This is a genomic window from Dehalobacter sp. 12DCB1 (genome assembly GCF_004343605.1).
GTDB lineage: Bacteria > Bacillota > Desulfitobacteriia > Desulfitobacteriales > Syntrophobotulaceae > Dehalobacter.
The window spans coordinates 48,633-73,372 of the sequence record NZ_POSF01000002.1 but is presented as its reverse complement, the minus strand read 5'-3'; the positions used below and the strand labels follow the sequence as shown (position 1 = coordinate 73,372).

Below are 24,740 nucleotides of genomic sequence, written 5' to 3'. Positions count from 1 at the left end.
GTTTAAATATGTATATTAAAGACTTACATTTGGTTAATTTCAGAAATTATCAAGAACAAAAGGTGGACTTCCAGCCGGGAATAAACTTGCTGATGGGTTCCAATGGTCAGGGAAAAACGAATATCCTTGAAGGAATCGGGTATCTTATTAGCGGTAAATCGGCCCGCTGCAAGTCAGAAAATGATTTAATACGCAGGGGAAAAAAAAATTTTTATCTCTCAGGTTCTTTTCAGGTTTCAGAAAGGCTCTTCATACTGGAGAGTTATTACGAGACCGGAAAAAAAGTCATGAAGATTAACCAATTGGCTTGTAAACGTCTTTCAGATTATGTTGGTACAGTCAATGGGGTTTCTTTTTATCCGGATGATTTAAATATTGTCAAAAAAGGACCCAACGAAAGAAGGCGTTTTATTGATCTGTTGATTGCCCAGGTTAGACCTGCGCATTTTGCCCTGCTCAATGCTTATTTACGGGCTGTTCATCAGAAAAATATTCTTTTAAAAAACGAAAGGAATTTTAATCTGTTAAAAATTCAGCTCCAGGCCTGGAATGAGCAGATTTGTGAGATTAGTTCCAAAATTATCATTAATCGCTTCGAATTTACAGATAAACTGAATACTCACTGCAGAAAGATATTTCAAAGTATTTTTTCGGATGAGGACCATCTTGATATTGTTTATCAAGCCTTAGGAAAAAAGGATTTAGAGCAGGCTTTACAATGCTTTCCGGAAATACTTGAGAAAAAAATGATGCAGGAAATTGAGAGAAAAGCTGTATTATTCGGACCACACCGCGACGAAATAATTATTTATCTGAATGGAAATGATACAAGAATGTTTGCATCTCAGGGCCAGCAGCGTTCTCTGGTGCTCAGTCTAAAGCTGGCTGAAATGGAAATCATTCGGAATGAAAAAGATGAATATCCAATTTTGCTGTTGGACGATGTTCTTTCTGAATTGGATGAATATCGGAGGGACTATTTAATTGAATATATCAATACCCTGCAAAAACAGACGATCATCACTATGACGGATGTAGATGATCGTCTAAATCAGAACGCAGCGGTATATCGGGTATTTAATGGAAATATAAGGAGGGAATAGTTGATGTTTTTACACATCGGTAATAATATTATGGTAAGAAAAGACAAAATCATTCTGATTCTTGATTTGGATACAGCAGGAAGCAGTCAGATTTCCCGAAGTTTGTTGAATAAAATGATGAAAAAGGGAACTGTACAGAATATTACTGAAAAAGGAAAAGAAAAATCATTTGTGATGACGGATTCAGAATATTATCTATCTCCGATTTCTTCATCGACGTTAATGAAAAGATCACAAAGCGGAAGTATTTTTTAGTATATCAGCAAGTGTAAGTACTTTTTGATACATCTAAGTAATGCTAAGGCTTCTGCCAAAGGCTTGGCACCAGCCAAGTTTTCTTTAAGAAAGACGATTCGTTGTTTTATTGACCTCCGGAATCTGGGAGGTCTTCATATTTGAATGAAAGCAGTTTTTATAGTATAATATTAAGGTTAAAGGATAAATTTGGGAGGGAACAGCTTTGCAAAATGAATCGGAATTAGCAAATCAAATAAATCCCGGATCTGATTATAATGCCGGCCAGATAGAAGTACTTGAAGGATTAGAAGCTGTTCGCAAGCGCCCCGGTATGTACATTGGTTCCACCAGCAGCCGTGGTTTGCACCATCTGGTATATGAGATTGTTGACAATAGCATTGATGAGGCAATGGCTGGCTACTGTAATGAAATACAGGTTATCATTCATCAGGGTGAGAGTATTACTGTTAAAGATAACGGACGCGGTATACCGGTCGATATGCATGCAAAGATGCAAAAGCCGGCAGTAGAAGTTGCCTTGACAGTATTACATGCCGGCGGAAAATTCAATAATGAAGCTTATAAGGTTTCCGGTGGCCTGCACGGAGTTGGGATGAGCGTCGTGAATGCGCTTTCCGTCAATTTGCGTGTTGAGATTAAAAAAGATGGAAAAAAGTACAGCCAGGAATATTCACGCGGAAAAACACTGACTGAACTCAAGGAAATTGGTACGTACCAGGGAAGATCAGGGACGATGATTACTTTCCAGCCTGATCCGGAAATCTTCGAAGATATCGTTTATGACTATGAAGTTCTGGCACATCGTTTAAAGGAGCTTTCCTTTCTGAATAAAAGTGTCACGATTACGCTGATCGACGAACGAACGGATATGAAAGATGTCTACAATCACAATAATGGGCTGATTGATTTTGTAGAATATTTAAATAAAAATAAAGATCCGATTCACCAAAAAGCGATTGTATTTGAAACGGAGAAAGATAATACGAAGGTTGAGATTGCTCTTCAGTATAACGAAAGCTATACCGAAACCCTGTTTTCTTATGCCAATAATATCAATACCACAGAAGGCGGAACGCATGAAGCAGGCTTTAAAGCTGCTTTAACCAGGGTAGTGAATGACTATGCGCGCAAAAACAATATTTTAAAAGGCAATGAGAATAACTTAAGTGGTGAGGATGTCAGAGAAGGCCTTACAGCCATTATTTCGGTTAAAATCATGGAACCTCAGTTTGAAGGACAGACGAAGACTAAGCTGGGCAATAGTGAAGTAAGATCCATTGTCGACAGCGTGGTTGGCGAGGGTCTATCGACCTTTTTTGAAGAAAATCCGGCCGTTGCTAAAAAGATTGTTGAAAAAGGCTTGATGGCGACCAGAGCGAGACTTGCCGCCCGCAAGGCCAGAGACCTCACGCGCAGAAAAAGTGCGCTGGAAAGTACTTCTTTGCCGGGTAAACTGGCGGACTGCACCTGGAAGGATCCAAGGTACTGTGAAATGTACATTGTTGAAGGAGACAGTGCCGGCGGCTCAGCCAAACAAGGAAGAAATCAAAAATTCCAGGCTATATTACCGCTGCGAGGTAAAATCCTGAATGTCGAAAAAGCCCGTTTGGATAGGATCCTAGGAAATACAGAAATAAGAGCAATGATTACAGCACTTGGTACCGGAATATCTGAAGAGTTTGATATTGAAAAATCCCGTTATCATAAAGTTGTGATTATGACAGATGCCGATGTCGATGGTGCACATATCCGGATTCTCTTATTGACATTTTTCTACAGGTATATGAAACCGCTGATTGAAAATCATTATGTTTATATTGCGCAGCCACCGCTTTTTAAGATTAAAAACGGTAAACAAATTCAATATGCTTATAGTGATAAAGAATTGAGTAAGGTTATGGAAACTGTCGGCAGAGAAAAGACAGAAATCCAACGCTATAAAGGTCTTGGTGAAATGAATCCCGAACAGCTTTGGGAGACAACAATGGATCCTGAATCCCGGACCATTCTCCAGGTTCAAATGGATGACGCCATGAAAGCGGATGAGTTATTCACGATACTCATGGGTGACAAAGTAGAGCCCCGTAAGGAATTTATTCAAAAACATGCCAGGGATGTACGAAATCTGGATATTTAAAGGAGCGTTGAACCATGTCCATGGAACTTTTTAGTGGCAAGGTTTTGCCCATTGAGATTTCCGATGAATTAAAAAAATCATTTATAGATTATTCCATGAGCGTAATTGTCAGTCGAGCCTTGCCGGATGTACGCGACGGGCTGAAACCGGTTCATCGCAGGATCCTTTATGCGATGAATGAATTAGGGATGACGCCTAATAAAGGGTATAGTAAATCGGCCAGACTGGTCGGAGATTGCATGGGGAAATATCACCCGCATGGAGACTCTTCAATCTATGATGCGTCTGTCAGGATGGCGCAGGATTTTTCCAGTCGTTACCCTTTAATTGACGGGCATGGCAACTTTGGTTCGATCGATGGTGATTCAGCGGCTGCCATGCGTTATACGGAGATGAAGATGGCTCCGCTGGCTACGTATATGCTGGCTGATATTGATAAGGATACAGTTAATTTTAGTCCGAACTATGATGAAAGAGAAAAAGAACCGGACGTCTTGCCGGCAAAATTCCCAAACCTATTGGTTAACGGTTCTTCCGGGATTGCTGTCGGGATGGCCACGAACATACCGCCGCATAATCTGGGCGAAGTCATCGACGGTGTCATTTATCTGATAGACAGTCAAGATAATGAGGATGGAGCGTCCCGACCGGGAATCAAAGATCTGATGAAATTCATTAAAGGACCTGATTTTCCGACCGGCGCCCAGATCATGGGCACGGAGGGTATCATCAGCGCGTACACAACCGGCAGAGGATCAATTAAGGTCCGGGCGAAGGCCAATATCGAAAAGATTGAGAAAAACGGGAAAATGCAAATCGTTGTTACGGAAATTCCGTATGTGGTTAATAAGTCCCGGCTGATTGAAAAGATTGCTGAACTTGTTCAGGAAAAGAAAATTGAAGGTATAACCGATTTGCGCGATGAGACCACGATGAAAGGGATGCGCATCGTGATCGAACTGCGTAGGGATGTTACTCCTCAAGTCATCCTGAATCAGCTGTATAAGCATACCCAGATGGAAGACAGCTTCGGGATCAATATGCTGGCGCTTGTTGACAATACCCCGAAAGTACTCAACCTGCAGGAAATGCTGGAATACTTCATCAAACACCAAAAAGAGGTTATTGTCCGGCGCAGTCGGTTTGAACTGAAGAAAGCGGAAGATGAGGCACATATCGTGCAAGGACTGCGCAAGGCGCTGGACTATATCGATGAAGTCATTGAAATCATTCGTTCTTCCAAGGATGATGACATTGCTAAAGCAAAACTGATTCTGCGCTTTGATTTCAGCGACAGACAAGCTCAGGCTATTCTGGACATGCGCTTAAAGCGGCTCACCGGTTTGGAACGCGAAAAACTGGATGCCCAGTATCAGAAGCTGATGGATGAGATCGCCTATCTCACGGCTGTTCTTAACTCAGATAAGATGGTCCGCGAAATTATTAAAGCAGAGCTGAAGGAAATCAGGGATAAATTTGCGGATCCGAGACGTTCTGAAATCACTTTTGATGCGACGAAGATGGAAATTGAAGATTTGATCGCGGATGAGGACGTTGTGATTACGGTCACGCACAGAGGGTATATCAAAAGACTGCCTTTAAATACCTACCACAGCCAGAGGAGAGGCGGCCGTGGAGTCACCGGTATGTCTACCGGAGAAAATGATTTTGTGGAGAGCCTGTTTATTGCCTCTACGCATCATCATATTCTTTTCTTCACTTCACGCGGCAAGGTTTACCGTTTGCGGGCGCATGAAATACCTGAAGCAAGCAGAACAGCCAAAGGTACTGCGATCGTGAACCTTTTGAGTCTCGCGCAGGATGAAAAAGTCACCGCGACGATTGCTGTCAAGGAGTTTAAAGACCAATTCAACCTGCTGACAGCAACGAGAAACGGGATTGTCAAAAAGACTTCGCTCCAGGATTATGACACGAAAAGAAGTGATGGCTTGATTGCGCTGACGCTGGATGAAAATGACGAACTGATCGGCGTGCGTCTCACGAAAGAAAATGACGATGTCGTGATTGCAACCCGCCTGGGCCTGGCGATCCGCTTCTCCGAGGAGGATGTCAGAGCTATGGGACGGACAGCCCGAGGTGTAAGAGGAATCTCTCTCAGGAAAAATGACTATGTTATTGCGATGGATGTTGTCGATAAAACCGCCAGTGATTTAGAATTGCTGACAGTTACCGAGAATGGCTTTGCCAAACGAAGCGAACTGGATGATTTCCGGATCCAGGGACGTGGTGGCAAAGGCATCATCGGGCACAGAGTCACTTCCAAGACCGGGCCTCTGGCTGCCGTCAAGGTCGTCACCGCCGATCAGGAACTGATGGTCATTACCGATGAAGGTATTGTGATACGTCAGGAAGTCAGCGGCATCTCCGTTCAGGGAAGATCGGCCCAGGGGGTAACCGCAATGAGGACAGGCGACAGTAAGGTTGTGGCCGTAGCTAAATTTGTAAGTAAAGAAGAAGAAGAATAAACGATTAATAAAATGATTATAACAGGGAACAATATTACGATTAACAGATCTATTAGGAGGAATCATTCATGGTTGAGGTAGCTTCATGGAAAGTAAAAACGGGCTTGGCGGAGATGTTAAAAGGAGGCGTCATTATGGACGTCACAACACCCGAACAGGCAAAAATAGCTGAGGAAGCCGGAGCCTGTGCAGTTATGGCCCTGGAAAGGGTACCCTCTGATATCCGGGCCGCAGGCGGTGTAGCAAGAATGGCCGATCCGACTATCGTTAAAAAGATCATGGAGGCTGTAACGATTCCAGTTATGGCCAAAGCAAGAATCGGACACTTTGTCGAAGCCCGGATCCTGGAAGCACTTGGTGCAGATTACATTGATGAGAGCGAAGTGCTAACCCCTGCTGACGACCTTTATCACATCGACAAGAATCAATTTAAAGTGCCGTTTGTCTGCGGTGCACGCAACCTCGGTGAGGCCCTGCGTCGAATCGGTGAGGGTGCTGCGATGATCCGCACCAAAGGCGAGCCCGGAACAGGCAATGTAGTCGAGGCTGTGCGCCATATGCGGACGGTCATGGCCGATATCCGCAGACTGACCACGATGCCAAAGGAGGAACTGATGACCGCGGCCAAGGAAATGGCCGCGCCCTACGATTTAGTTCTATATGTTGCCGAACACGGAAAACTTCCGGTTGTTAATTTTGCAGCTGGCGGAATTGCGACCCCGGCCGATGCGGCCCTTATGATGCAGCTGGGCTGCGATGGTATTTTTGTTGGCTCCGGCATATTTAAATCCTCTGAACCGACCAAAAGAGCCAGAGCGATTGTTCTCGCAACCACCCACCACAATGATCCGGACATGCTGGCTAAGCTTTCAGAAGAAATTGGGGAAGCAATGCCTGGTCTGGAGATTTCCTCGATTGCTCCGGCGGAAAGAATGCAGGATCGGGGCTGGTGAGCATGAAAAAGAAAATTGGTGTCCTGGCTATCCAGGGCGCTTTTCGCGAGCACTGCAAATTATTGGAAAGACTTGGAGTTGAGGCGGTTGAAGTCCGCAGTGTCGATGATTTAAAAGGAATCAGTGGATTAATTATTCCCGGTGGGGAAAGCACAGCAATTGGTAAGCAGCTCGAAATTGACGGTTTTGGTGACAAAATTGCAGAAATGGCTGGTGAAGGTTTTCCCATTTTTGGGACATGCGCCGGCATGATTCTACTTAGTAAAAAAATTGATCAGAGCAGCCAGTATTCTTTGGGTCTTCTGGATATTTCCGTCAAACGAAATGCTTTTGGGCGGCAGATTGCGAGTTTTGAAGCGGATATCCCGGTTAAGGGACTGGAAGGCGGAAATCTGCGGGCCGTATTCATTCGAGCGCCGTATGTGTTGGAAGCAGGTCCGGAGGTCGATGTGCTGGCCGTATATGCCGGAAAGATTGTCTTGGTTCGGGATGATCATATTCTGGCCAGCGCGTTTCATCCCGAGCTTACAGACGATACCAGAATTCATAAATATTTCATTAACATCGTTGATCAGTATCGAAAATAGGAGGGGCCCGTTATGCTCGATCTAAAATTTGTGCGCAGCAATCCCGAGATTGTCAAAGAAGCGTTAGCGAAACGCTGTGCCGATATCAACCTGGATGATTTTTTACGCCAAGAGGAAAAAAGACGGCAAATCTTATTTGAGGCGGAAAATCTGAAAGCGGAACGCAATAAGGTATCTGAAGAAGTTGCCCGGCGGAAGAAAAGCGGGCAGGATGCCGAGAAGCTGATCCTTCAAATGCGTGAGGTTGGTCAGAACATTAAAACGCTGGATGACAGTTTAAACGAGATCGAGCAAAAAATGCTGGAAGTACTCTATTTGATCCCGAATATTCCCGATGCATCTGTTCCGGTTGGTAAAGATGAAAACGATAACATCGAAGTCCGCAAATGGGGTGAACCCAGGAAGTTTGAATTTCAACCGCTAACCCACTATGAGTTGGGGGAAAAACTTGATATTTTAGATTTTGCCCGGGCCGGCAAAGTAACTGGAACTCGATTTACATTCTACAAAGGGCTCGGAGCGCGCCTAGAAAGAGCCTTGATCAATTTTATGATGGACAGGCATGCCGCCAAAGGCTATACGGAGGTCTTTCCGCCGTTTATGGTCAACCGGCAGTCTATGTTTTCCACCGGTCAGCTGCCCAAATTTGAAGAAGACGCTTTCAAAGTGGAAAAAACCGATTATTTCCTGATTCCTACAGCAGAAGTACCAGTCACCAATATTTACAGAGATGAGATCCTTGAAGCAGATATGCTTCCGATTAAATTTTGTGCCTACAGTGCATGTTTCCGTGCCGAAGCTGGAGCTTCCGGGAGGGATACCCGCGGGCTGATCCGCCAGCATCAGTTTAATAAAGTTGAGCTTGTAAAATTCTCCCTTCCGGAGAATTCCTTCCATGAGTTGGAGATGCTGACCGCGGATGCTGAAGCGATTCTGCAGGAACTGGAACTCTCTTACCGCGTTATTGCTTTATCCACCGGCGATCTTGGATTTAGTTCTGCTAAAACGTATGACCTTGAAGTATGGCTGCCAAGCTTTAATCTGTACAGGGAAATATCTTCCTGCAGCAATTTTAATGATTTTCAGGCTAGAAGAGCGAATATTCGTTTTCGGCGCGGACCTAAGGAAAAAGTGGAGTTTGTGCATACCTTAAACGGCAGCGGACTGGCCATCGGCAGGACCGTATCGGCTATTCTGGAGAACTATCAAGAAGAAGATGGTAGAATCAGGATTCCGAAAGCACTGGTTCCATACATGGGTACGGAATTTATCGGTTAGATTAGAATAAAGTTTTTTTGATTAATGCTAAGAGCATTAATGCAATTAGATTATTATATTGTTTGTTGCTTTATTGTTTAAATTTGGCGCAAACAGCTTCTTGTTTAGTTATAAAGTTTATGTTATACTATCTATCGTCTTACTGCTGGAGGGGTGTCCGAGCGGTTTAAGGAGCCGGTCTTGAAAACCGGTGACTCCGAAAGGAGCCGTGGGTTCGAATCCCACCCCCTCCGCCATGCAATCTATATGGCCTCGTAGCTCAGGTGGATAGAGCGGGGGTTTCCTAAACCCTGTCTTGCGGGGGTTCGAGTCCTCCCGGGGCCACCATCATATCGCAAAGGTTTTAAGGCCTTTTTTTTATCAGATTTGCCGCTGCAAACGGTAGAAGTACTCATACTATGTCAATCCTGAATCTGTATTTCCTGTCCAGCATATTTTGATTCTTCTACGGGTCTGGCAGGATGGTATTCGAGGCTGAGAGAAATGAAACATGAAGATTGGATGAGACTTGCGCTTGACCAAGCCCAAAAGGCTTATGACTGCAATGAGATTCCGGTTGGCGCCCTCGTTATCGTAAATCAGCAAATTCTATCTGTCGCCTTCAATGAAAAAGAGCAGAAACAAGACCCGACCGGACATGCCGAAATTCTCGCCATTCGGCGAGCAGCCGAGGTGATGGGTCACTGGAGGCTGACGGATGCGACGTTGTATGTCACCCTGGAACCCTGCCCGATGTGTGCCGGCGCAATTCTTCAAGCTAGGATCAAACACCTGGTCTACGGAGCGATGGATGCCAAAGGCGGCGCTGTTGAGTCCGTGATGAATGTACTGAACAGAAACTGTTGGAATCACAAAGTTGAAGTCACGGCAGGCGTCTTGGAAGAAGAATGCTCGGTACTGTTAAAACAATATTTCCGGGAAAAACGTACCGGAGTCTAAAGCAAAACCTCATAATCTTAAAAATAATATATTTATCATGGAGAAGTAGCGAAGTGGTCATAACGCGCCGCACTCGAAATGTGTTGGGCATTGTGGAAACCATGTAGCCGAAAACCTAGTATTTATGCGGTTTCTACTCTCCCCGAAGTTCGAATAAATATGGATTTTTGAGTTGTTCTATCCGAGTTCTATCTGGGGTACTGAAATAAGTTAATAATCCGGAGGGTTGTCCGAGTGGCTTAAGGAGCTGGTCTCGAAAACCAGTGTGCACGTTAGTGTACCTAGGGTTCAAATCCCTAACCCTCCGCCATCATGGGGCTGTTAATCCTAAAAGATTGGCAGCCCCTGCCATTTTAAGCGGCAGAGATTTTTGAATAATCTTGGCTGTTTTTTTCTTGGACTGGTATTCCAGATGGCCATAAGTATTGACCGTTGTCCGGATGTCGCTATGTCCAACCCAATCCCGGATGCGCTCCATAGGCACTTCATTAGCCATCATTAAGCCTACGCATGAATGCCGGAGGTCGTGGAATCTGACATGCGGCAATCCGGCTTTCCTAAGCAAATCGCTATGTCTGTTGGTTATATAATTTGGGTCGATAATTTCCCCCAAGGGATCGACGCAAAGATAACCAAGCCATTCTTTGCTGTATGAGTTGCCGCAAAGCGCCCTCAGCTCCTTATTCTCCGTTATTTTTGCTTTTATCCTTTCTTCAACATAAGGAATCAAAGGATAAGTACGGTTGCTCAAATCCGTTTTAAGCTTGTCGGAAGGGATATATATTTTCTTCTTGTCGATCACTGCCGTGGTTACAGTATGATTAGCCCTAAAGAATTTGTACTTGAAATCAAATTGGGATTCTCTAGCGCCTAGACATTCACTGCGCCGCATTCCATAAAATCCGCCCAGTAATATAGGGATTTCAATGATATCGTCTACAATAAATTCGAGATAATTCAACATCTGCTCGGCATTGAGCGTCGCCGCATTATACTTCTCGATTTTGTGCAAGGTTATCGCGCTGTTCGGATTCACGCTGATCATCTTTTTGCTGACGGCATAATTCAGTGCTTGATTGATAATTGTATAATCTTTGGCGACCGTAGACTTCTTTCTGCCGTTTTTAAGCCGGTAAGAATAATGCCCCTTAAGCAACTCAGGCGTAATCTCTTGGACAGTGCATCCGTAAGCCATGAATGTCGGGTATAAGTTTTGTTTTATATTTTCTGCATAGCCAGCCCAAGTATTAAGCTTGATTGTCTTGTCAAAATTAAAGTCTTCGCCCACAACAACATTATCCGGGTGTCTGAATTCAAGCCATTCATTTAATAAATCTGCAAACAAAGGATTTAGTGAATGTTTTTCATCTGAATTATCCTGAACACTATTGTTTTCAGGTTCTTCATGTGCCAAAGTCTTATCGGCTACGCCATTTTTTAAGTCAAGGGAATATTGGATTCTAGCCGATAAACATTGGTTTTCGGCTTCTGCTTCATTTTTCTCGATTGCAGGAAGCCCTGTTGAAATCCAAAGAGGCTTACGCTTTCCATTCTTATCCTTCCGGTTGAGAACGGTGTAATAATATCCTTTTTTAGTTGTTATAAATCCTCCGATTAATTCATCCTCGGTCAATCTGACCATTTCCAGCATTTTAGTGAGTTCCATATGTTTCCTCCTTTCAAGTACTCACTCACCTGCCGTTGACAAGATAGAATGTAGCATAATAAAAAAGGTTCGTAAATTGTGCAAATTTCATTTTAATTCACTGTCGCTGCCGGGACCTATTCTCAGATAACTCAATAAAAAAGGTTTGGGGATTTTATAGGCCCGGCCAACCTTTAAGCATTCAATTTTATTTTCTTGTATTAAACTGTATCCTGTCTTTAGGCTAACTCCAAGAATTTTACATATTTGCTTCATATCGAGCACATCGGGGTATCCTTTTAGCATAATCCGGTAGGCTTTTTCTTGTGATAATTTTTCATTTGCCATAGTTAAGCCTCCTTTTCGTTACAAATCAATCTTCAAAAACTCCTTCTTTTATTTCTATTTTTGGTTAGGGCAGCAGGGGATGCGCTTTCGTTTAGGACACGTAGACACGCAGATCATAAACAGGCACACCCCTATACTGCACTTCTGTTTTGGTTTAAAAATACTATGTTTTATTCGGCGGACGGAGGCTGACCGTCCTCATAGGAATTCCACCTCTCCCAGGTTCTCTGCAAGCCGCCCCCATTGCGTGATCCTGCTTAAGCAGGGCTGTGGCTGGACGGAAGTATCATTATCCCTCTGTATGTGTCATCGCCTTAAATGCTACCGGCATTCATTTATTGCATGGATATTGATCGCTCGCATCTGACCTCATTTAATCAGTAACGGCATGTGTACCTTACTTAAACCCGTATAATGAGGTTTCAGTGGTCTTGGCGTATCTACAATCTGGCTTTCCTTTTCAGGACATACAGGGAAAGTACCGAATAAAACAATTATTTAATTGTCAAAGATCAGTTTAGGGGGAAGGATTTGTCCCTCTAATAACCACTTCATTTTTCAGGCAAAATCGCAGGGTGTTACCCAAAATTTTTTAAAAACTTTTCAATATTTTTCAGTCCGCGTTCGATGGATTCCCTGACTGCGCTTTCTCCGATACCATCTGCCCTGGCAATGGCGGCTTTGCTTATGCCCAAAAAGAAATAGGCATAAATACGCTTCGCCTGTTTTTCCGGCAGGCTGTTGATTGCGGCATACAGCTCCCGATTAGTGACTTTTCTTTCATAAATCTCCTGGGGAGATAATGAAATGAAGACAATCTCTTGCTCAATGCCATCGCCCCGGTCTAGAGAGTAATAGGCTTTGTGCCTGTATATGCGCAATTGGTAAGCCTTCTCGCTTAGCTTAAAGAGTTTCAGGGATGAAGCGATTTCATCCGCAACTTCAACAAAAAAGTCAAATTGATAAAACGGGTAATAATCTCGCAAATTAATCCTTTCCATTTTCAGACCTCCGTTTTGATTTTTTTGAAAAAACCAAAACAGAGGGCGGGGAACGGCACCTGACGGATTTCAATACTTTTCTTGCGAAAAGAGAAAATATATAATAATGGCGGTTGTAAGCCCAAATCTGATAAGCAACATGTTTTTGCCAAGTAAAAAAGCCCGCAGGTTGCTTAAGGCAAATCGCGGGCTCATCCACCGTGACGTTTGTCAAGTAAGATTTATTAAGAACATTATGAAATTCTTCTTTATTTACACCTCAGGAGAGTAATTTTTAACATGCTTTGCAATTAGCAACACTTCCTTTGCGTGGGGCAAAGGGCAAAGCTATGAAAAAACAACCCTAATCTCAGAGGGTAACGCAGCAACTATACGCAAATAAAAAAACTGCCTCAAAAGGGCAGGATAATACCGTAAAACTGTTCGGCAACCAGGCTGTCATAGTGCATTGGCACGTTAGACCCTATGGCTTTGCGTCGCTGTCTTTAGACAACTTTGCCCTTATCTTTTTATTTAGTTAATGTCTGCATTAAGTCAAAAGAATAAAATACTGTCTTAATTGACAGAAAATAATAAATACGCATAGTAATGTGTTCTTATTTGTCATATTATGTTAATTATATAATAAACCCTTATTGCACAAATCCGTGTCAAATTTTGTTGTCGAAAAAAGCGAATATTGTATATTATTACCAAAAACCAAACCAGCTTTAGTATTTTACTAAACCTGCTATATTGCGGAATAATTTTTAAAGCACGAAATGAGCACTTAGTTAAAAAGACTGGAGAAGATCCTTACTGAAAACGGAATAGAAACAAGCAGGACAACAATTCATGGAGATCATTTAGAAACAGAAAATTTGATCAAGATTGTGATAACCGAAGATACTTCAGAACCCAGATTCATAGGCAGAGGAAAGAACAAAAAAAGGTTAAGAGTTAGTTCAATTATTCCGAGTTTGCCATATACAAAAGAAAATGTAACAAAACTGGCATCAGAAAGAATAAGCAAAATCTATTATAATTTTATGAATATTATTCGGGATAAAAGAATTATGTCAGAGATATTAGAAATGGAAGAAACAACAGATGAAGATCTGCTTTTTAGAGCTTTTGCTCAGCAGTATGGGACTTATGGCTCACTTCTAATGAAAAGGAAAAAGAGTTGCTGAATAGGTTTAAAGAAAAAGGTATATCTGTTATTAATAAATATATTGATCAAAATGAAAAGGCTGAATAATATATTGCGATTGTCAACAAGGAATCTATTAGGCTAAATAGATTCACTGGCAAGAGTACTTAGAGAAAACTTTACTCGCCTTAAGAGATAAGTTAATTTCAAAAATAGTGTCGGTTTTGGGTAGGAATATCTAAATTAGCTTATATAAACTTACTTGCAATCCGTTCTATTGGACACTCACTTAGTTAAAATGAGAGCTAAAGGGGGTGTTTTTTTATATATATGAGTTTTCATCATGCGGTTTTTGTTTGCTGAGAAACGAACACCCTGTAGCACTAAATGAAAGGGAGGATACATAATGGAAAAGATTATTAACTGTAAAGTGTGTAATGCTGAGATTGCAAAATCAGCAAAAGTCTGTCCGAGTTGTGGGGCAAAGCAAAAGAAACCAATCTTGAAAAAATGGTGGTTTTGGTTAGTTGTTGTTATTTTTATCGGGATACTTGGAAGCGCGCTATCTGGACCCCAAACTATCAATAACCCCCAAGTACCAGCCAACAAAAATACTGCGGCTTCAGATAAAACAACTTCTGTTAATAAAGAATTATCCTCAGAAGTAACTTCTTCTTCAAAACCCGCCCCGGTCAAGGATTTTGAAATTGTTGGTGATTTGACAACTCAACATGATCAATTTGCATTCTATATAAGCGGAACGCTGAAAAACAATACAAAAAAACTCTATTCATATGCTCAGATTACCTTTAACCTATACGATTCTAATGGAAACCAGATCGGTATGGCTTTGGCAAATGTCAATAATTTTGAAGCGGGTGGAACGTGGAAGTTCAAGGCGATGGGGATGGGCGGCGAAAGCAATGATGTAGCATCATACAAATTTGTTGATGTTGACGCTTTTTAATTCATGTAAGATAAATACATTTATACATGACTCTTTTCTAAAATCCGGAGGAGAGTCATGACCTTTTCTTAGCCGGAAAAATATATAGTTGAAGAGTATCTGGTGCTAGATTGCAGAAATCTACGGATTTTGCAGGAAAAACAGATAATTGATAGAACAAATAAATAATTCTATATTTTTACAGAATTAAACATTTGCCGAGGTTATACAATGGCACGTTCATCCAACCAGAAGTTAAAGATACTGTATCTAATGAAAATACTTTTCAATGAAACAGATGAGAATAACGCCCTAACCGTTAACGATCTCATTGCTCGTCTAGCAAAAGCAAATATCGATGTTGAACGTAAAACAATTTATTCAGATATTTTGGCTTTGCGTGATTTTGGTTTGGACATTAAGATGGAGCGGTCCAAAACATATAATTATTTTATGGCAAGCCGTACATTCGAATTGCCGGAATTGAAGCTCTTGGTTGATGCCGTGCAGTCATCAAAATTTATCACGATCAAGAAATCCAACGAACTGATTAAAAAGCTGCAGAGTTTGGCAAGCAGATATGAGGCCGTTCAGCTACAGCGCCAGGTCTATGTATCCAACCGGGTTAAAACAATGAACGAAAGTATTTATTATAATGTAGATGTTATTCACCAAGCGATTATCTCAGGGAAAAAGATTGGATTCAAATATTTCGAATATACTGTGGACAAACAGAAGAAATATCGCAAGGATGGACAGTTTTATGAGGTAAGCCCGGTATCGTTAACTTGGGATGATGAGAATTATTATCTGATTACATATTCTCTCAAGTACCAGGATTTGACCCATTATCGGGTGGATAAGATGACTGACATATTTTTATCCAATGAACCTCGTGATATCTACAACAAGGATGAATTCGATGTAGCACTTTATGCTCAAAAAGTATTTGGTATGTTCAATGGAGAAGAACAGCAGGTCAAAATCCAATTTGATAACTCCCTGGTCGGAGTAGTTGTTGATCGTTTCGGCAAAAACGTAAATATTATCAAATCAGATGAGGCGCATTTTACAGTATCTTTAAAAATAACTATATCGCCAGTGTTTGTAGGTTGGTTATTTCAATTCGGAGCGATGGTTAAGGTTTTATCACCTGATAGTTTGATTGAGGAACTGAGACAGCAGGCTTATTCAATATTCAAACTTTATTCGTAAATGATAATGATTCATTGGAAAGACAAAAAAATCCTATGGTCTTTTGCGAGATGACTGCGGGATAACCGGGAGGCATTTGCTATGAAACTGAATTGGAACGGTGTGACTCGCGAGAATGTAATAGAAGCAATTAAAATGTTTGAAGAAAGCGCAGAAAACTATCCGCCCGCGAGAAATACCTTCCTCGAGTACAACGGTAAGCGGTATCCGGCGAAACATATTCGAGCTCTTTCATATAAGTCTGCTTTCGGCTTTGAGGCTCCGAAATCAGAATTCACCGGAGGGGCGGAAACAGTGCGCTTTTTTGAAAAACTTGAATTTCATGTAAAATATACGCCTCGTAATGATAATGATCATGATACGGATATTACTGAAGCCGTCGCCCCTGAGAAAGCTAAGTTAGAGCCTCAGCGGGAGTTGACTTTCACCCCAACTGCACCCGCAACCTCAACGGCAAAGATAGTTGAAAGCGATTCTGACAAAGCGGGACCTGTGAAAATTCCCTCTAAAAACGTTATCGAACAAAAAAACGCTTTGCAACTTGTATTAAACCGCTATTTTAATGGAGACGTAGTTTCTGAAAAGACGTTCGATTGGATGACTACTCCGATTGATGATAGAGAGTATCCGTATCTTGTGCCCGCGCTACATGCGTATCGCGGAAGAATAGGTTTTGACAAACGTGGCTATAAATTGCGTTGCGATTTCGTTTGCGAAAGCCAGAAGCTAATTATTGAGTACGATGAAAGACAGCATTTCTCGCTGGCCAGGAAAGCTGCGCTTGAAAGCTATCCTTCAGATCTTACTCTGTATTTTGACAAGCAGAAATGGATTTCCGCCTGCGAAAGCATACAAGCGAAAGACAGTGACCCGCCCAACAGGGATGAGATCCGTGCGTATTACGACAGCATCCGTGACATCCGCAGCGTCCAAAATGGTTATCGATTGATTCGCATAATGCATGGAACCTACGATTGGGAAAGCCCCGATGCATCTGAATATATTAACACTTTAATTGAGGTGCCACAAAAAGTCGTTGAACCAAATCAGCCCGCTGTAAGTTTGAAAATTGGTCTCTACTTACAGGGTAACGACGACCATAACAAGAGAATCTTCAATAAACGCCTTAATGATGCAGCAAGGGAAAGCCTAGACATCTTTGTTTTTCCAGAGACATGCTACACGCCATCTACGGCTGATTTTTACGATCTGAGATTGTCTGACTCGTATGATGTCAATAAGGCAATTGAACGGGCAATGAAGATAAGCCGCCAGGCGGGGTGCGCTGTGATCATCGGCGCGGAAGACAAAGAAAGCTTTATATATAACATATATGCAAATGCGTATGCTTCCGGCAATGAAACTACACATCGCTTGTATAGAAAACACACGATGGCTGATAATTCCTTATTGTCTAGTTCCGATTATAAAGATACTCTGGAAGATATCTTTAATCCAATTATCTTAAAAAATGTAAGAATTGGGATGACTATTTGCTACGACAGTAATCATGCGGCTTTCAGTCGAGCATGGGGCAAACGGGGTGTGGACATCATTATTAATTCGACTGGTGGTAACGTCGTACACCAGAAATGGTACCGCTATAACAAGACACGTTCCCTGGAGAACAATTGCTTCTCGTTCTGTACGATGGGATATTCTCATAGCGATAAGATCAATTCATATACATTCGGTTTCACACCGAACGGTGCCCTTTTGACCGGAAAGCCAATTTATCCTGTAAAGACTGATAAAGATATGGTCAATAACATTTATGTTTATGACACATCTGATTTTGACGGCAGATATGAACCCGATATCAGCATAGAACAGGCTGCGACACCGAATGCCACCGGCACTTGGAGTATCAGCCCGAATGCCGGACGGATAAGTGTCCTACTGAAAGCGTCGGAGTGTATTACGGATGGGCTTTATCGTTATACCATAGACGGAAATAATGTCATCTTCTGCTGCATAGACAGCGTGGACATTAAAACGCCGGATAAGGTACTGCGTTTACTGTATCATCCTGAACTTAAAGGAATACCGAACAAGCGGTATCTAATAATAAATCGTTGGCCCGTACATGACGATGGACAATTCGATAACATCTATTCAGATATCCTGAAAGTTCGCACAGTGGAGAATTTTTGTGCGGTCCTTTATACTTCGCCTGAGAAAAGCATGTGCTTCCAAGCTGGGAAGAACAAGAATGTACAATCGGTTATGCTGATTGACGGTGAGTACAGGCTCGATTTTACCAGAATGAGTGGGCCGGAGGCAATATGGAAAAACAAAGATGGTATGCGGGCGAACTGGCGATGTGGTTATGAGACGCTCGTATGCTCTTTGACCGAGGCGAAAGAGATGAAACAGGTGGCGCTGATATCCTGCACAAAAGATAAACGATCAACCGAATGTGAAGCGAGGTATCTCTATGATGCCAGTGCCTTATTCCGTAAGGCGTATGCCTATGCACAGCTTGTCACGGACGAGTCGTATGTGCTCTCCGCGAAGTACGGCCTCGTCGAGATGAGCACCGTCATTGCCCCGTATGACGAAACGCTCAATACCAAGTCTTCAAAAGAGTGTATGGCTTGGGGTAATCGAGTAATGGAGCAGATCGGAGCGCGCTTTGATATTTCTAATACTGAGTTCATTTTATTGGCTGGTGAAAAGTATATCGCGCCGTTGCTTCCGTATTTAGATCATTGTAAGCAACCCCTTAAGGGATTACCTATGGGTGTGAGAATGCAAAGGCTTGATGAATTGGTCCGAGGCAAAAAACAAGAAAGTAATTAATTCTTACATTTCATTTAATACTAACTTTAGAAGGTGTATGATATTATGATCCAATCGACCGATTTTAGAAAACAATTTTCAAAAATACAGCTTCCGGCTATACATAATAATGGTTCTCATTTTCTTGATCCATTTCGAAAAAGACTGGTTCCAGTAACTCCTGAAGAAAAGGTTAGACAACGAACAGCTTGCTATATTCGAGATGTTCTTCGTGTACCAGAGCATATGATTTTTCTGGAAGAACATCTTTCACATTATGGTATAGATAAGAATGGCCGAGTAGACATTGTCATTTGTGAAGAGAAGGAAGAAACACGAATGCCCATTACTATTGTCGAATGTAAATCTGAAAGTGTTGGTCTAAGCGATCAAGCTCTTGAACAGGCAACTAATTATGCCAACGATTTATTCGCAACGTATGTAATTATCAGTGATGGTAATGAGATCTCCTGTTATGCATATGAAGAGGAGTCAGATAACTACCATTTGCTGAATGGGCTACCAACATATGATGAAATGTTAAAAAGAGAGAGACTAAAAGCTGAAATAGATGGAGAACCGTTTATCAGAACAGATTTGACATCTGTTTCTAATTTTTTAGATTACGATTGGTGTATCGGTGAGGATACCCCTCCTGCAAAGCATAGACATATCGTAAATCTTGCAGAAGCATTACTAGATTGCTCGCACAAAATACCCATAGGAACATATACTGGCGGCATTGAATTCCTTGCTGACCTTGGCTTAAGTTATCGACGTTACGGCGATGCATCCGGCAGTGATTTTGGATCTGGTGTTTACCGTCTACTACACATTAAGTTATCTAATCGTGAGAGTAACATTTACGGATTTTCTATACAAACCGTAGGAAAAACTGAAAACGACCCTAAGTATGGAAACTTAACCGGTAAGAGTGTATTGATTGTATCAGTATCCGGCGATCAAACAGATGAAATGCTGGTGCAAATTAATCTTAATGTTTTTTTGCAGGAGATAAACGACAAATTGATTATTACTCACAACGGTAAATTCGGCATGAAAAATGCTCGAAGTGAAGAATTTAGATCTCGCATTCAAGAATTTAACCCTGATTTGATAAATAACGGAAGAGTATTACTTGGAACGCTGCCCGCAGATAAACTGCTATATATGGATGATCTACAAATGACCGAACTTCTAGTTAATTTAATACGATACTGTGATCACCGAAATCGATACAAAGCGTATTTACGTAATAGAAACAAATAATGACTATCTTAACTTAGTTGCTGCTGTAGTGGGAATTCTTAGTGACGTGATTATAATAGGCACCTAAAAATAATTGGAAATGAGACAAAGAATATGAGCGAACATATAACTACATTTTCAAAAATCCATTTTACGCCAACAGATCCTGTATTAACCGATATAAAGATTGAAGATATTGCTCATGCCCTATCATTGTTATGCCGAGCAAATGGTCATTTTAAGAGCTTTTTCTCAGTAGCGCAGCATTCGATAAATTGCGCTACTGAAGCTAAAGAAAGAGGATATTCGAAAAGAATTCAACTTTCCTGTTTGCTCCATGATGCCAGTGAAGCCTATATTTCCGACATTACAAGAACAGTCAAAAAGCAGCTGCCACAATATATTGAATTTGAAGACAGGTTACAGAAATTAATATGGAACAAATATTTGGATCAACCGCTGAGTGATGAGGAAACAAGACAAGTCTTCGAAATCGATGATGCAATGCTTTATTATGAGTTTTTAAATTTTATGGAGGAAGAAATATTTAATTTCACACCCTGTCTTAAAGGAGTTCCAGACTTTGAATGTAAAGCATTTGAAGATGTGGAAAGGCAATTTATTATTCTGTTTAATAGGCTGACTGGAAAAGAGAAAAATTACATAAGTGTAGGAATAGACGGTTGTAAGGGAGGGTGGTTGGTAGTCGCTATTTCCAATGAAACGTTTGAGGTGGGAAAGTTCAAAACCATAGAAGAAATATGTATAAGATACCAAGGGGCAGACTCTTTGTTGATAGATATTCCGATCGGACTTCCCGAAAGCAAGGTTGATGTTGTAAAGCGCCCGGATAATGAGCTTCGTACTTTATTAAGTAAGAAAGCATCCAGCGTTTTCAATACGCCCTTCAGGCAGATTGTTTATGCAGCAGATGAAAAAATAGCATGGGAGCTAAATAGGGAATTAGATGCAAAGCAAACCCCAATAAGTATGGCCCTATGCAAAGCTATAAAACAAGTGGATGTTTTTCTGCAAAACAATCCACAGTGGAAAAACAGGCTCTTAGAAAGCCACCCTGAGTATTGTTTCTACTTGCTGAACGGTGGAATTCCTCTTGAGGATAATAAGCGAGATGATTATGGCCAAGAGAAAAGAATAGATATTCTGAAGGATTGTTTTTCAGAATCCCAAGCAGTTATTGAAACATATAAAAAGCAAAACAAACTCAGAAAGAAAATTGATGATGTTTTAGATGCTCTTTGTCTTGCCATTGTTGGAAGGCTGGGATGTAATGATGGTTATAGAACAATTCCGGATTTGCCATACCAGGATTGCACAGGTTTGAACATGCAAATTACCGTCTTTAAAAGAAAATAAGGGAATAAAAAAATACTGATAAAGCCATTAGGTGTCTAGGAAAGAAGGATAACAATGCTAAGTGGTGTATCTCGATTAGATTATTTTATAAAGGAACAAGAGAATTCGGTAGAATTATGGTCGAATGCTCGGTTGCCCTTTGAACCTAAGGGATGGCTTCGCGAGATGAGAGATTCTTTAAAAATATCACTAAAATCACTTAAGGGTTCTGAACGATCTATGCTTTATGCAGTTTATGCCTCAGAGCAAAAAGATTTTTGTGATGTAGAAAATGTATTACTCTATAATGTTGGAAGTGGGGCGTTCTCAAATCTTTGCCGCAACGGGTTATCTTTGGAGCGCAGTTTCTCTGCACCTCCGGTAATTCCAGGGCATACTGAAAAAATACCTCATTATCATTGTTATCAAGTTATCGATGTCAAACAAGACCTTGAGCACTGGAAAAAGATACAGACATTAGCGCATTGGGAAGATATTAGCTTCCCAGTAATTCAAAGCAATAGTAAACCGCATTCGTTTTGGTATGCAATGAAAAAGGGCAAAGTCCATATTTCAAACAATTTACGAAAACCTAATTTCTTTGGCATTGAGCTGATGATTAATGTCCCTTATGGGACTAGGATTAACTTGGCTGCAGTTGTAAAACCATTACTTGATGGAATTATAAGTTCTGTTCATGTGCATGACGGAACAAACATATCTTTACTTTCAGAACGATTATCAGATCTAATTGGAACTGATCAAAGTACCGCAGAGAATATGCTGATGGATTCAGCGACTGCAGTTCTCGGTAAAATAAATATGCTTCATCCATACCGTCAAGGCGTACAGTGGAGCCCGGCAGACGATCTCTGTATGACTGTTAAAATACTATGCAAGAATAGTTCAACAATAAGCAATACATGGCGGGTAAGTGGCGAATTATTTGAAATAGCTTTAATTTAGATCTTGCTTGGGCAATGATTAAAGTTTGATTAGCATAGCGTTAAAATAATATGGCGCTTTAAGTAAAAAAGATGGAGGGGATATCTTGAAGGTGATTTTAAGCAGAAAGGGGTTTGATTCTACTGCTGGTGGATATCCAAGCCCGCACTTCATCGAAAGTGGTCGTTTGCTTTCCTTTCCAATTCCTGAGGATGAAATAGGCATCATAGGCCGGACTTATGCAGATTTAAGATTTGATGAAGAGTCTTCATATTTAGATATAATGAAGCAATTGGGACTCAACAAATTTGATAATAAATACGTTCATCTTGACCCAGATATTAATCCTTCAATTCTAAACAGTAGACATAGTGACTGGAGAGGGTTATTTGGGCAAAGTAGCAGTGCTCAAGCGCATTTAAACCACAAAGGGGTTAAGCCTGGGGATTTGTTTTTATACTTTGGATGGTTTCGTGATGTGGTTAAAATGCATAACGGATATAAGTATGTGAGTGGCACAGACCGACATATTATCTGGGGTTATTTACAGGTAGACGAAGTCCAAAAGATAGCGCCACAAAAAAGTTATGAAGAGTGGAAAGAGAATCATCCACACTATTGCTATAGAAACAGGGAACAGAATACAGGCTATATCGCTAATAAGGATTTAAGTTTCTCCCCTAACTTACCAGGATATGGAGTTTTTCATTATAAGGATTCACTGGTCTTAACCTGTCCAGAACAAAAGAAACGATCGGTTTGGAAACTTCCTAGATTCTTTCATCCAAGCTACGGTACAAAGGTGAGTTACCATGGAAAATGCTTTGATAAATCAAATAAGCCTATATGGGAATTATTTGACACTCATTGTCTCCTTAATAGTGTCGGCAGAGGACAGGAATTTGTGATTGAAGGTAACGATGAAATTGGTAAATGGGTAAAACAATTATTCGATGGGATATAAATGCAATAGTACGTGAGGTGGAATATGGATCATCTGAATGTTTTTAATCCGTATAAAAACAAATCAAACAATCATGAAGATGAGCTTACAAGGAGTTTTCTTATTCTTCTTAAGAACATTCCAATAGTCCAGGTAATGTTCTTTGAAATGGTAAGAAACGAACTGCCAGAATGTAAGATAGACTCTATTGCAAATGGCGACTTGGGAGTTGAAGAGGTATATACCCAGTTATCGAATTCAAATAACATCTTCACTTCCAGTGCAGTTGAGGGTCGTACGCTGCTTTCGATAATCATTTCTGATGATAAATTAGATCAGGAAGTGAAGGTGCAAAATGATGATAGACAAGCTCGTTACGATGGAGTAATACTATGTAATCCTTCCTGGCTATTCATCGTGGAAAATAAACCTTCTCGAGAGAATATATGGCTTGGTCAGTTAAATCCAAACGTTTCAGAGGAAACTGATATCAACATAATAGATAAGCCATGTTGTTTATCGTGGAGGGGAGTTATCTCAGGTTTAAATTCTCTAATTCAAAATAACATGGTAACCGGACTTGAGAGGGTTTTAATTGAGAACTTTATTGAGTATGTAGACAACGAATACTCTTGGATTAATCCTTATACAACTTTTGGAGTTTGTAAAAGCAATTTGTACCTATTAAATAAGCGTTGTATCTTGGTAATGGCCAATTGCAAACTTCCAGGAATAAGTTCTGAAGTTAAATACCATAGAGGTTGGAAGTATTATATCGAAAGTGGCAGAAATACAGTTAAGCAAATTGCTTTAGATGCAAATCAAGTAGCTTCCGATTGGACAATTGATCTATGGATGTATGCCGGAGATACCATGAACTCAGCCAGAGAAACATTTGAGAAGCTTGATATAAATAAATTATTCGAGTTACAGACTCAAGGCTTTGAGATATCAAAGAATTTTCATATTTCATACCGCTCAAGTAACTTATTGTGGTTTGACGGTAGTCTAACAATTGAAGAGTATTTAAGATTCTGGAAAAGAGAATACAAAACTTTAAAGCAGGTCAAAAGGGCAGATTTCAGTACATTATTTGATACTCTTGAGCAGAATCAGATCATCGTAACAGAAGATAGAAGTATGATTCAGGAAAAAATCTTAACTAAGAACTATGACAAACTCAATATTTGCCCGGGTTTTCTTGTTAAATATACCTGGCCCAGTCAAACAGCAATAAGTCTTGATAAAAGTAATAATTTTGAAGCTGATTTTAGAGATAAAGTTAAGGCTGTATTTGGTGCCTTTGGCGGTATCTAATCCATCATTAAAGGTGGTTTTTATGTTTTCAGGGCTTCATTTATTCTCTTGGTCCGGCAATCATTCCATCAAAAGATATCAAAACAGGGAACATCTACCCAAGCGAGCGTGTATGGTGTCAT

General features: G+C 41.0%; 20 protein-coding genes, 3 tRNA genes and 1 riboswitch. Of the genes, 20 read left to right on the top strand and 3 right to left on the bottom strand.

Features of this window, described 5'->3' with window-relative positions:
* Window positions 1–8: 8 nt before the first annotated feature.
* The 11 genes from recF to C1I38_RS00900 all read left to right on the top strand — a co-directional run bounded on the left by recF (window position 9) and on the right by C1I38_RS00900 (window position 10,051).
* Complete coding sequence (gene recF, locus C1I38_RS00950; protein ID WP_119775422.1) at window positions 9–1,103, top strand: DNA replication/repair protein RecF; 1,095 nt, start codon at window positions 9–11, stop codon at window positions 1,101–1,103.
* 3 nt (window positions 1,104–1,106) lie between these two features.
* Window positions 1,107–1,358 carry a DUF370 domain-containing protein gene (locus C1I38_RS00945; protein WP_119775421.1) on the top strand — a complete coding sequence of 84 codons (252 nt, stop codon included), beginning with the start codon at window positions 1,107–1,109 and terminating at the stop codon, window positions 1,356–1,358.
* Window positions 1,359–1,563: 205 nt separating this feature from the next.
* Window positions 1,564–3,498, top strand: coding sequence for a DNA topoisomerase (ATP-hydrolyzing) subunit B (gyrB, locus tag C1I38_RS00940; RefSeq protein WP_119775419.1), 1,935 nt, complete (start codon window positions 1,564–1,566; stop codon window positions 3,496–3,498).
* A gap of 14 nt (window positions 3,499–3,512) precedes the next feature.
* Window positions 3,513–5,984, top strand: coding sequence for a DNA gyrase subunit A (gene gyrA / locus C1I38_RS00935; protein WP_119775417.1), 2,472 nt, complete (start codon window positions 3,513–3,515; stop codon window positions 5,982–5,984).
* A gap of 68 nt (window positions 5,985–6,052) precedes the next feature.
* The gene (pdxS, locus tag C1I38_RS00930) at window positions 6,053–6,937 is read left to right on the top strand and encodes a pyridoxal 5'-phosphate synthase lyase subunit PdxS (RefSeq protein ID WP_119775416.1); all 885 of its coding nucleotides are present in this window, start codon (window positions 6,053–6,055) and stop codon (window positions 6,935–6,937) included.
* Entirely contained in the window at window positions 6,934–7,524 is a 591-nt protein-coding gene (pdxT, locus tag C1I38_RS00925; protein ID WP_119775414.1) for a pyridoxal 5'-phosphate synthase glutaminase subunit PdxT, read from the top strand. The genes pdxS and pdxT overlap by 4 nt, the downstream gene beginning before the upstream one ends.
* A 12-nt stretch (window positions 7,525–7,536) precedes the next feature.
* Window positions 7,537–8,802 carry a serine--tRNA ligase gene (serS, locus tag C1I38_RS00920; protein WP_119775412.1) on the top strand — a complete coding sequence of 422 codons (1,266 nt, stop codon included), beginning with the start codon at window positions 7,537–7,539 and terminating at the stop codon, window positions 8,800–8,802.
* Window positions 8,803–8,949: 147 nt separating this feature from the next.
* Window positions 8,950–9,038 (top strand) — tRNA-Ser (locus tag C1I38_RS00915).
* 12 nt (window positions 9,039–9,050) lie between these two features.
* A tRNA-Arg gene (locus C1I38_RS00910) sits at window positions 9,051–9,129 on the top strand.
* A 156-nt stretch (window positions 9,130–9,285) separates the two neighbouring features.
* Window positions 9,286–9,741, top strand: a complete 456-nt coding sequence (gene tadA, locus C1I38_RS00905; RefSeq protein ID WP_119775396.1) for a tRNA adenosine(34) deaminase TadA — start codon at window positions 9,286–9,288, stop codon at window positions 9,739–9,741.
* A 220-nt stretch (window positions 9,742–9,961) separates the two neighbouring features.
* Window positions 9,962–10,051 (top strand) — tRNA-Ser (locus tag C1I38_RS00900).
* Here the strand turns inward: C1I38_RS00900 and C1I38_RS00895 are convergent.
* The 3 genes from C1I38_RS00895 to C1I38_RS00885 all read right to left on the bottom strand — a co-directional run bounded on the left by C1I38_RS00895 (window position 10,052) and on the right by C1I38_RS00885 (window position 12,735).
* Window positions 10,052–11,407, bottom strand: a complete 1,356-nt coding sequence (locus tag C1I38_RS00895; protein ID WP_119775394.1) for a site-specific integrase — start codon at window positions 11,405–11,407, stop codon at window positions 10,052–10,054.
* 87 nt (window positions 11,408–11,494) lie between these two features.
* Window positions 11,495–11,734, bottom strand: a complete 240-nt coding sequence (locus tag C1I38_RS00890; protein WP_119775392.1) for a helix-turn-helix domain-containing protein — start codon at window positions 11,732–11,734, stop codon at window positions 11,495–11,497.
* A 578-nt stretch (window positions 11,735–12,312) separates the two neighbouring features.
* The gene (locus C1I38_RS00885) at window positions 12,313–12,735 is read right to left on the bottom strand and encodes a sigma factor-like helix-turn-helix DNA-binding protein (RefSeq protein WP_119775391.1); all 423 of its coding nucleotides are present in this window, start codon (window positions 12,733–12,735) and stop codon (window positions 12,313–12,315) included.
* 422 nt (window positions 12,736–13,157) lie between these two features.
* A riboswitch (cyclic di-GMP riboswitch) is annotated at window positions 13,158–13,245 on the bottom strand.
* Window positions 13,246–13,595: 350 nt separating this feature from the next.
* Between C1I38_RS00885 and C1I38_RS00880 the strand changes: the two genes are divergently transcribed.
* From C1I38_RS00880 to C1I38_RS00840, 9 genes are all read left to right on the top strand, one after another.
* The gene (locus C1I38_RS00880; RefSeq protein ID WP_119775389.1) at window positions 13,596–13,907 is read left to right on the top strand and encodes a hypothetical protein; all 312 of its coding nucleotides are present in this window, start codon (window positions 13,596–13,598) and stop codon (window positions 13,905–13,907) included.
* Window positions 13,908–14,273: 366 nt separating this feature from the next.
* Window positions 14,274–14,834, top strand: coding sequence for an FxLYD domain-containing protein (locus tag C1I38_RS00875; protein ID WP_119775387.1), 561 nt, complete (start codon window positions 14,274–14,276; stop codon window positions 14,832–14,834).
* Between the two features lie 252 nt (window positions 14,835–15,086).
* Entirely contained in the window at window positions 15,087–16,028 is a 942-nt protein-coding gene (locus tag C1I38_RS00870) for a WYL domain-containing protein (protein WP_348980872.1), read from the top strand.
* Window positions 16,029–16,109: 81 nt separating this feature from the next.
* On the top strand, window positions 16,110–18,830 hold the full coding sequence (locus C1I38_RS00865) for a carbon-nitrogen hydrolase family protein (RefSeq protein ID WP_119775384.1): 2,721 nt from the start codon (window positions 16,110–16,112) through the stop codon (window positions 18,828–18,830).
* 45 nt (window positions 18,831–18,875) lie between these two features.
* Entirely contained in the window at window positions 18,876–20,078 is a 1,203-nt protein-coding gene (locus tag C1I38_RS00860) for a type I restriction enzyme HsdR N-terminal domain-containing protein (protein ID WP_119775382.1), read from the top strand.
* Window positions 20,079–20,171: 93 nt separating this feature from the next.
* Window positions 20,172–21,434: a DUF429 domain-containing protein gene (locus C1I38_RS14400; protein WP_119775381.1), complete on the top strand. Its 1,263-nt coding sequence runs from the start codon at window positions 20,172–20,174 to the stop codon at window positions 21,432–21,434.
* A 54-nt stretch (window positions 21,435–21,488) separates the two neighbouring features.
* Window positions 21,489–22,379 (top strand): hypothetical protein, encoded by an 891-nt coding sequence (locus C1I38_RS00850; RefSeq protein ID WP_119775379.1) that lies wholly within the window; start codon window positions 21,489–21,491, stop codon window positions 22,377–22,379.
* 91 nt (window positions 22,380–22,470) lie between these two features.
* Entirely contained in the window at window positions 22,471–23,322 is an 852-nt protein-coding gene (locus tag C1I38_RS00845; RefSeq protein WP_243103686.1) for a hypothetical protein, read from the top strand.
* A 24-nt stretch (window positions 23,323–23,346) separates the two neighbouring features.
* Entirely contained in the window at window positions 23,347–24,618 is a 1,272-nt protein-coding gene (locus tag C1I38_RS00840; RefSeq protein ID WP_119775376.1) for a hypothetical protein, read from the top strand.
* Window positions 24,619–24,740: the final 122 nt, after the last annotated feature.

Excerpts from the sequence above, each read along its gene's own strand:
- C1I38_RS00865 (WP_119775384.1), top strand. The coding sequence starts at position 16,110 with ATGAAACTGAATTGGAACGGTGTGACTCGCGAGAATGTAATAGAAGCA.
- C1I38_RS00860 (WP_119775382.1), top strand. The coding sequence starts at position 18,876 with ATGATCCAATCGACCGATTTTAGAAAACAATTTTCAAAAATACAGCTT.
- C1I38_RS14400 (WP_119775381.1), top strand. The coding sequence starts at position 20,172 with ATGAGCGAACATATAACTACATTTTCAAAAATCCATTTTACGCCAACA.
- C1I38_RS00885 (WP_119775391.1), bottom strand. The coding sequence starts at position 12,735 with ATGGAAAGGATTAATTTGCGAGATTATTACCCGTTTTATCAATTTGAC.
- tadA (WP_119775396.1), top strand. The coding sequence starts at position 9,286 with ATGAAACATGAAGATTGGATGAGACTTGCGCTTGACCAAGCCCAAAAG.
- serS (WP_119775412.1), top strand. The coding sequence starts at position 7,537 with ATGCTCGATCTAAAATTTGTGCGCAGCAATCCCGAGATTGTCAAAGAA.
- recF (WP_119775422.1), top strand. The coding sequence starts at position 9 with ATGTATATTAAAGACTTACATTTGGTTAATTTCAGAAATTATCAAGAA.
- C1I38_RS00895 (WP_119775394.1), bottom strand. The coding sequence starts at position 11,407 with ATGGAACTCACTAAAATGCTGGAAATGGTCAGATTGACCGAGGATGAA.
- C1I38_RS00840 (WP_119775376.1), top strand. The coding sequence starts at position 23,347 with ATGGATCATCTGAATGTTTTTAATCCGTATAAAAACAAATCAAACAAT.
- C1I38_RS00850 (WP_119775379.1), top strand. The coding sequence starts at position 21,489 with ATGCTAAGTGGTGTATCTCGATTAGATTATTTTATAAAGGAACAAGAG.
- pdxS (WP_119775416.1), top strand. The coding sequence starts at position 6,053 with ATGGTTGAGGTAGCTTCATGGAAAGTAAAAACGGGCTTGGCGGAGATG.
- C1I38_RS00945 (WP_119775421.1), top strand. The coding sequence starts at position 1,107 with ATGTTTTTACACATCGGTAATAATATTATGGTAAGAAAAGACAAAATC.
- C1I38_RS00870 (WP_348980872.1), top strand. The coding sequence starts at position 15,087 with ATGAAAATACTTTTCAATGAAACAGATGAGAATAACGCCCTAACCGTT.
- C1I38_RS00890 (WP_119775392.1), bottom strand. The coding sequence starts at position 11,734 with ATGGCAAATGAAAAATTATCACAAGAAAAAGCCTACCGGATTATGCTA.
- gyrA (WP_119775417.1), top strand. The coding sequence starts at position 3,513 with ATGTCCATGGAACTTTTTAGTGGCAAGGTTTTGCCCATTGAGATTTCC.
- C1I38_RS00875 (WP_119775387.1), top strand. The coding sequence starts at position 14,274 with ATGGAAAAGATTATTAACTGTAAAGTGTGTAATGCTGAGATTGCAAAA.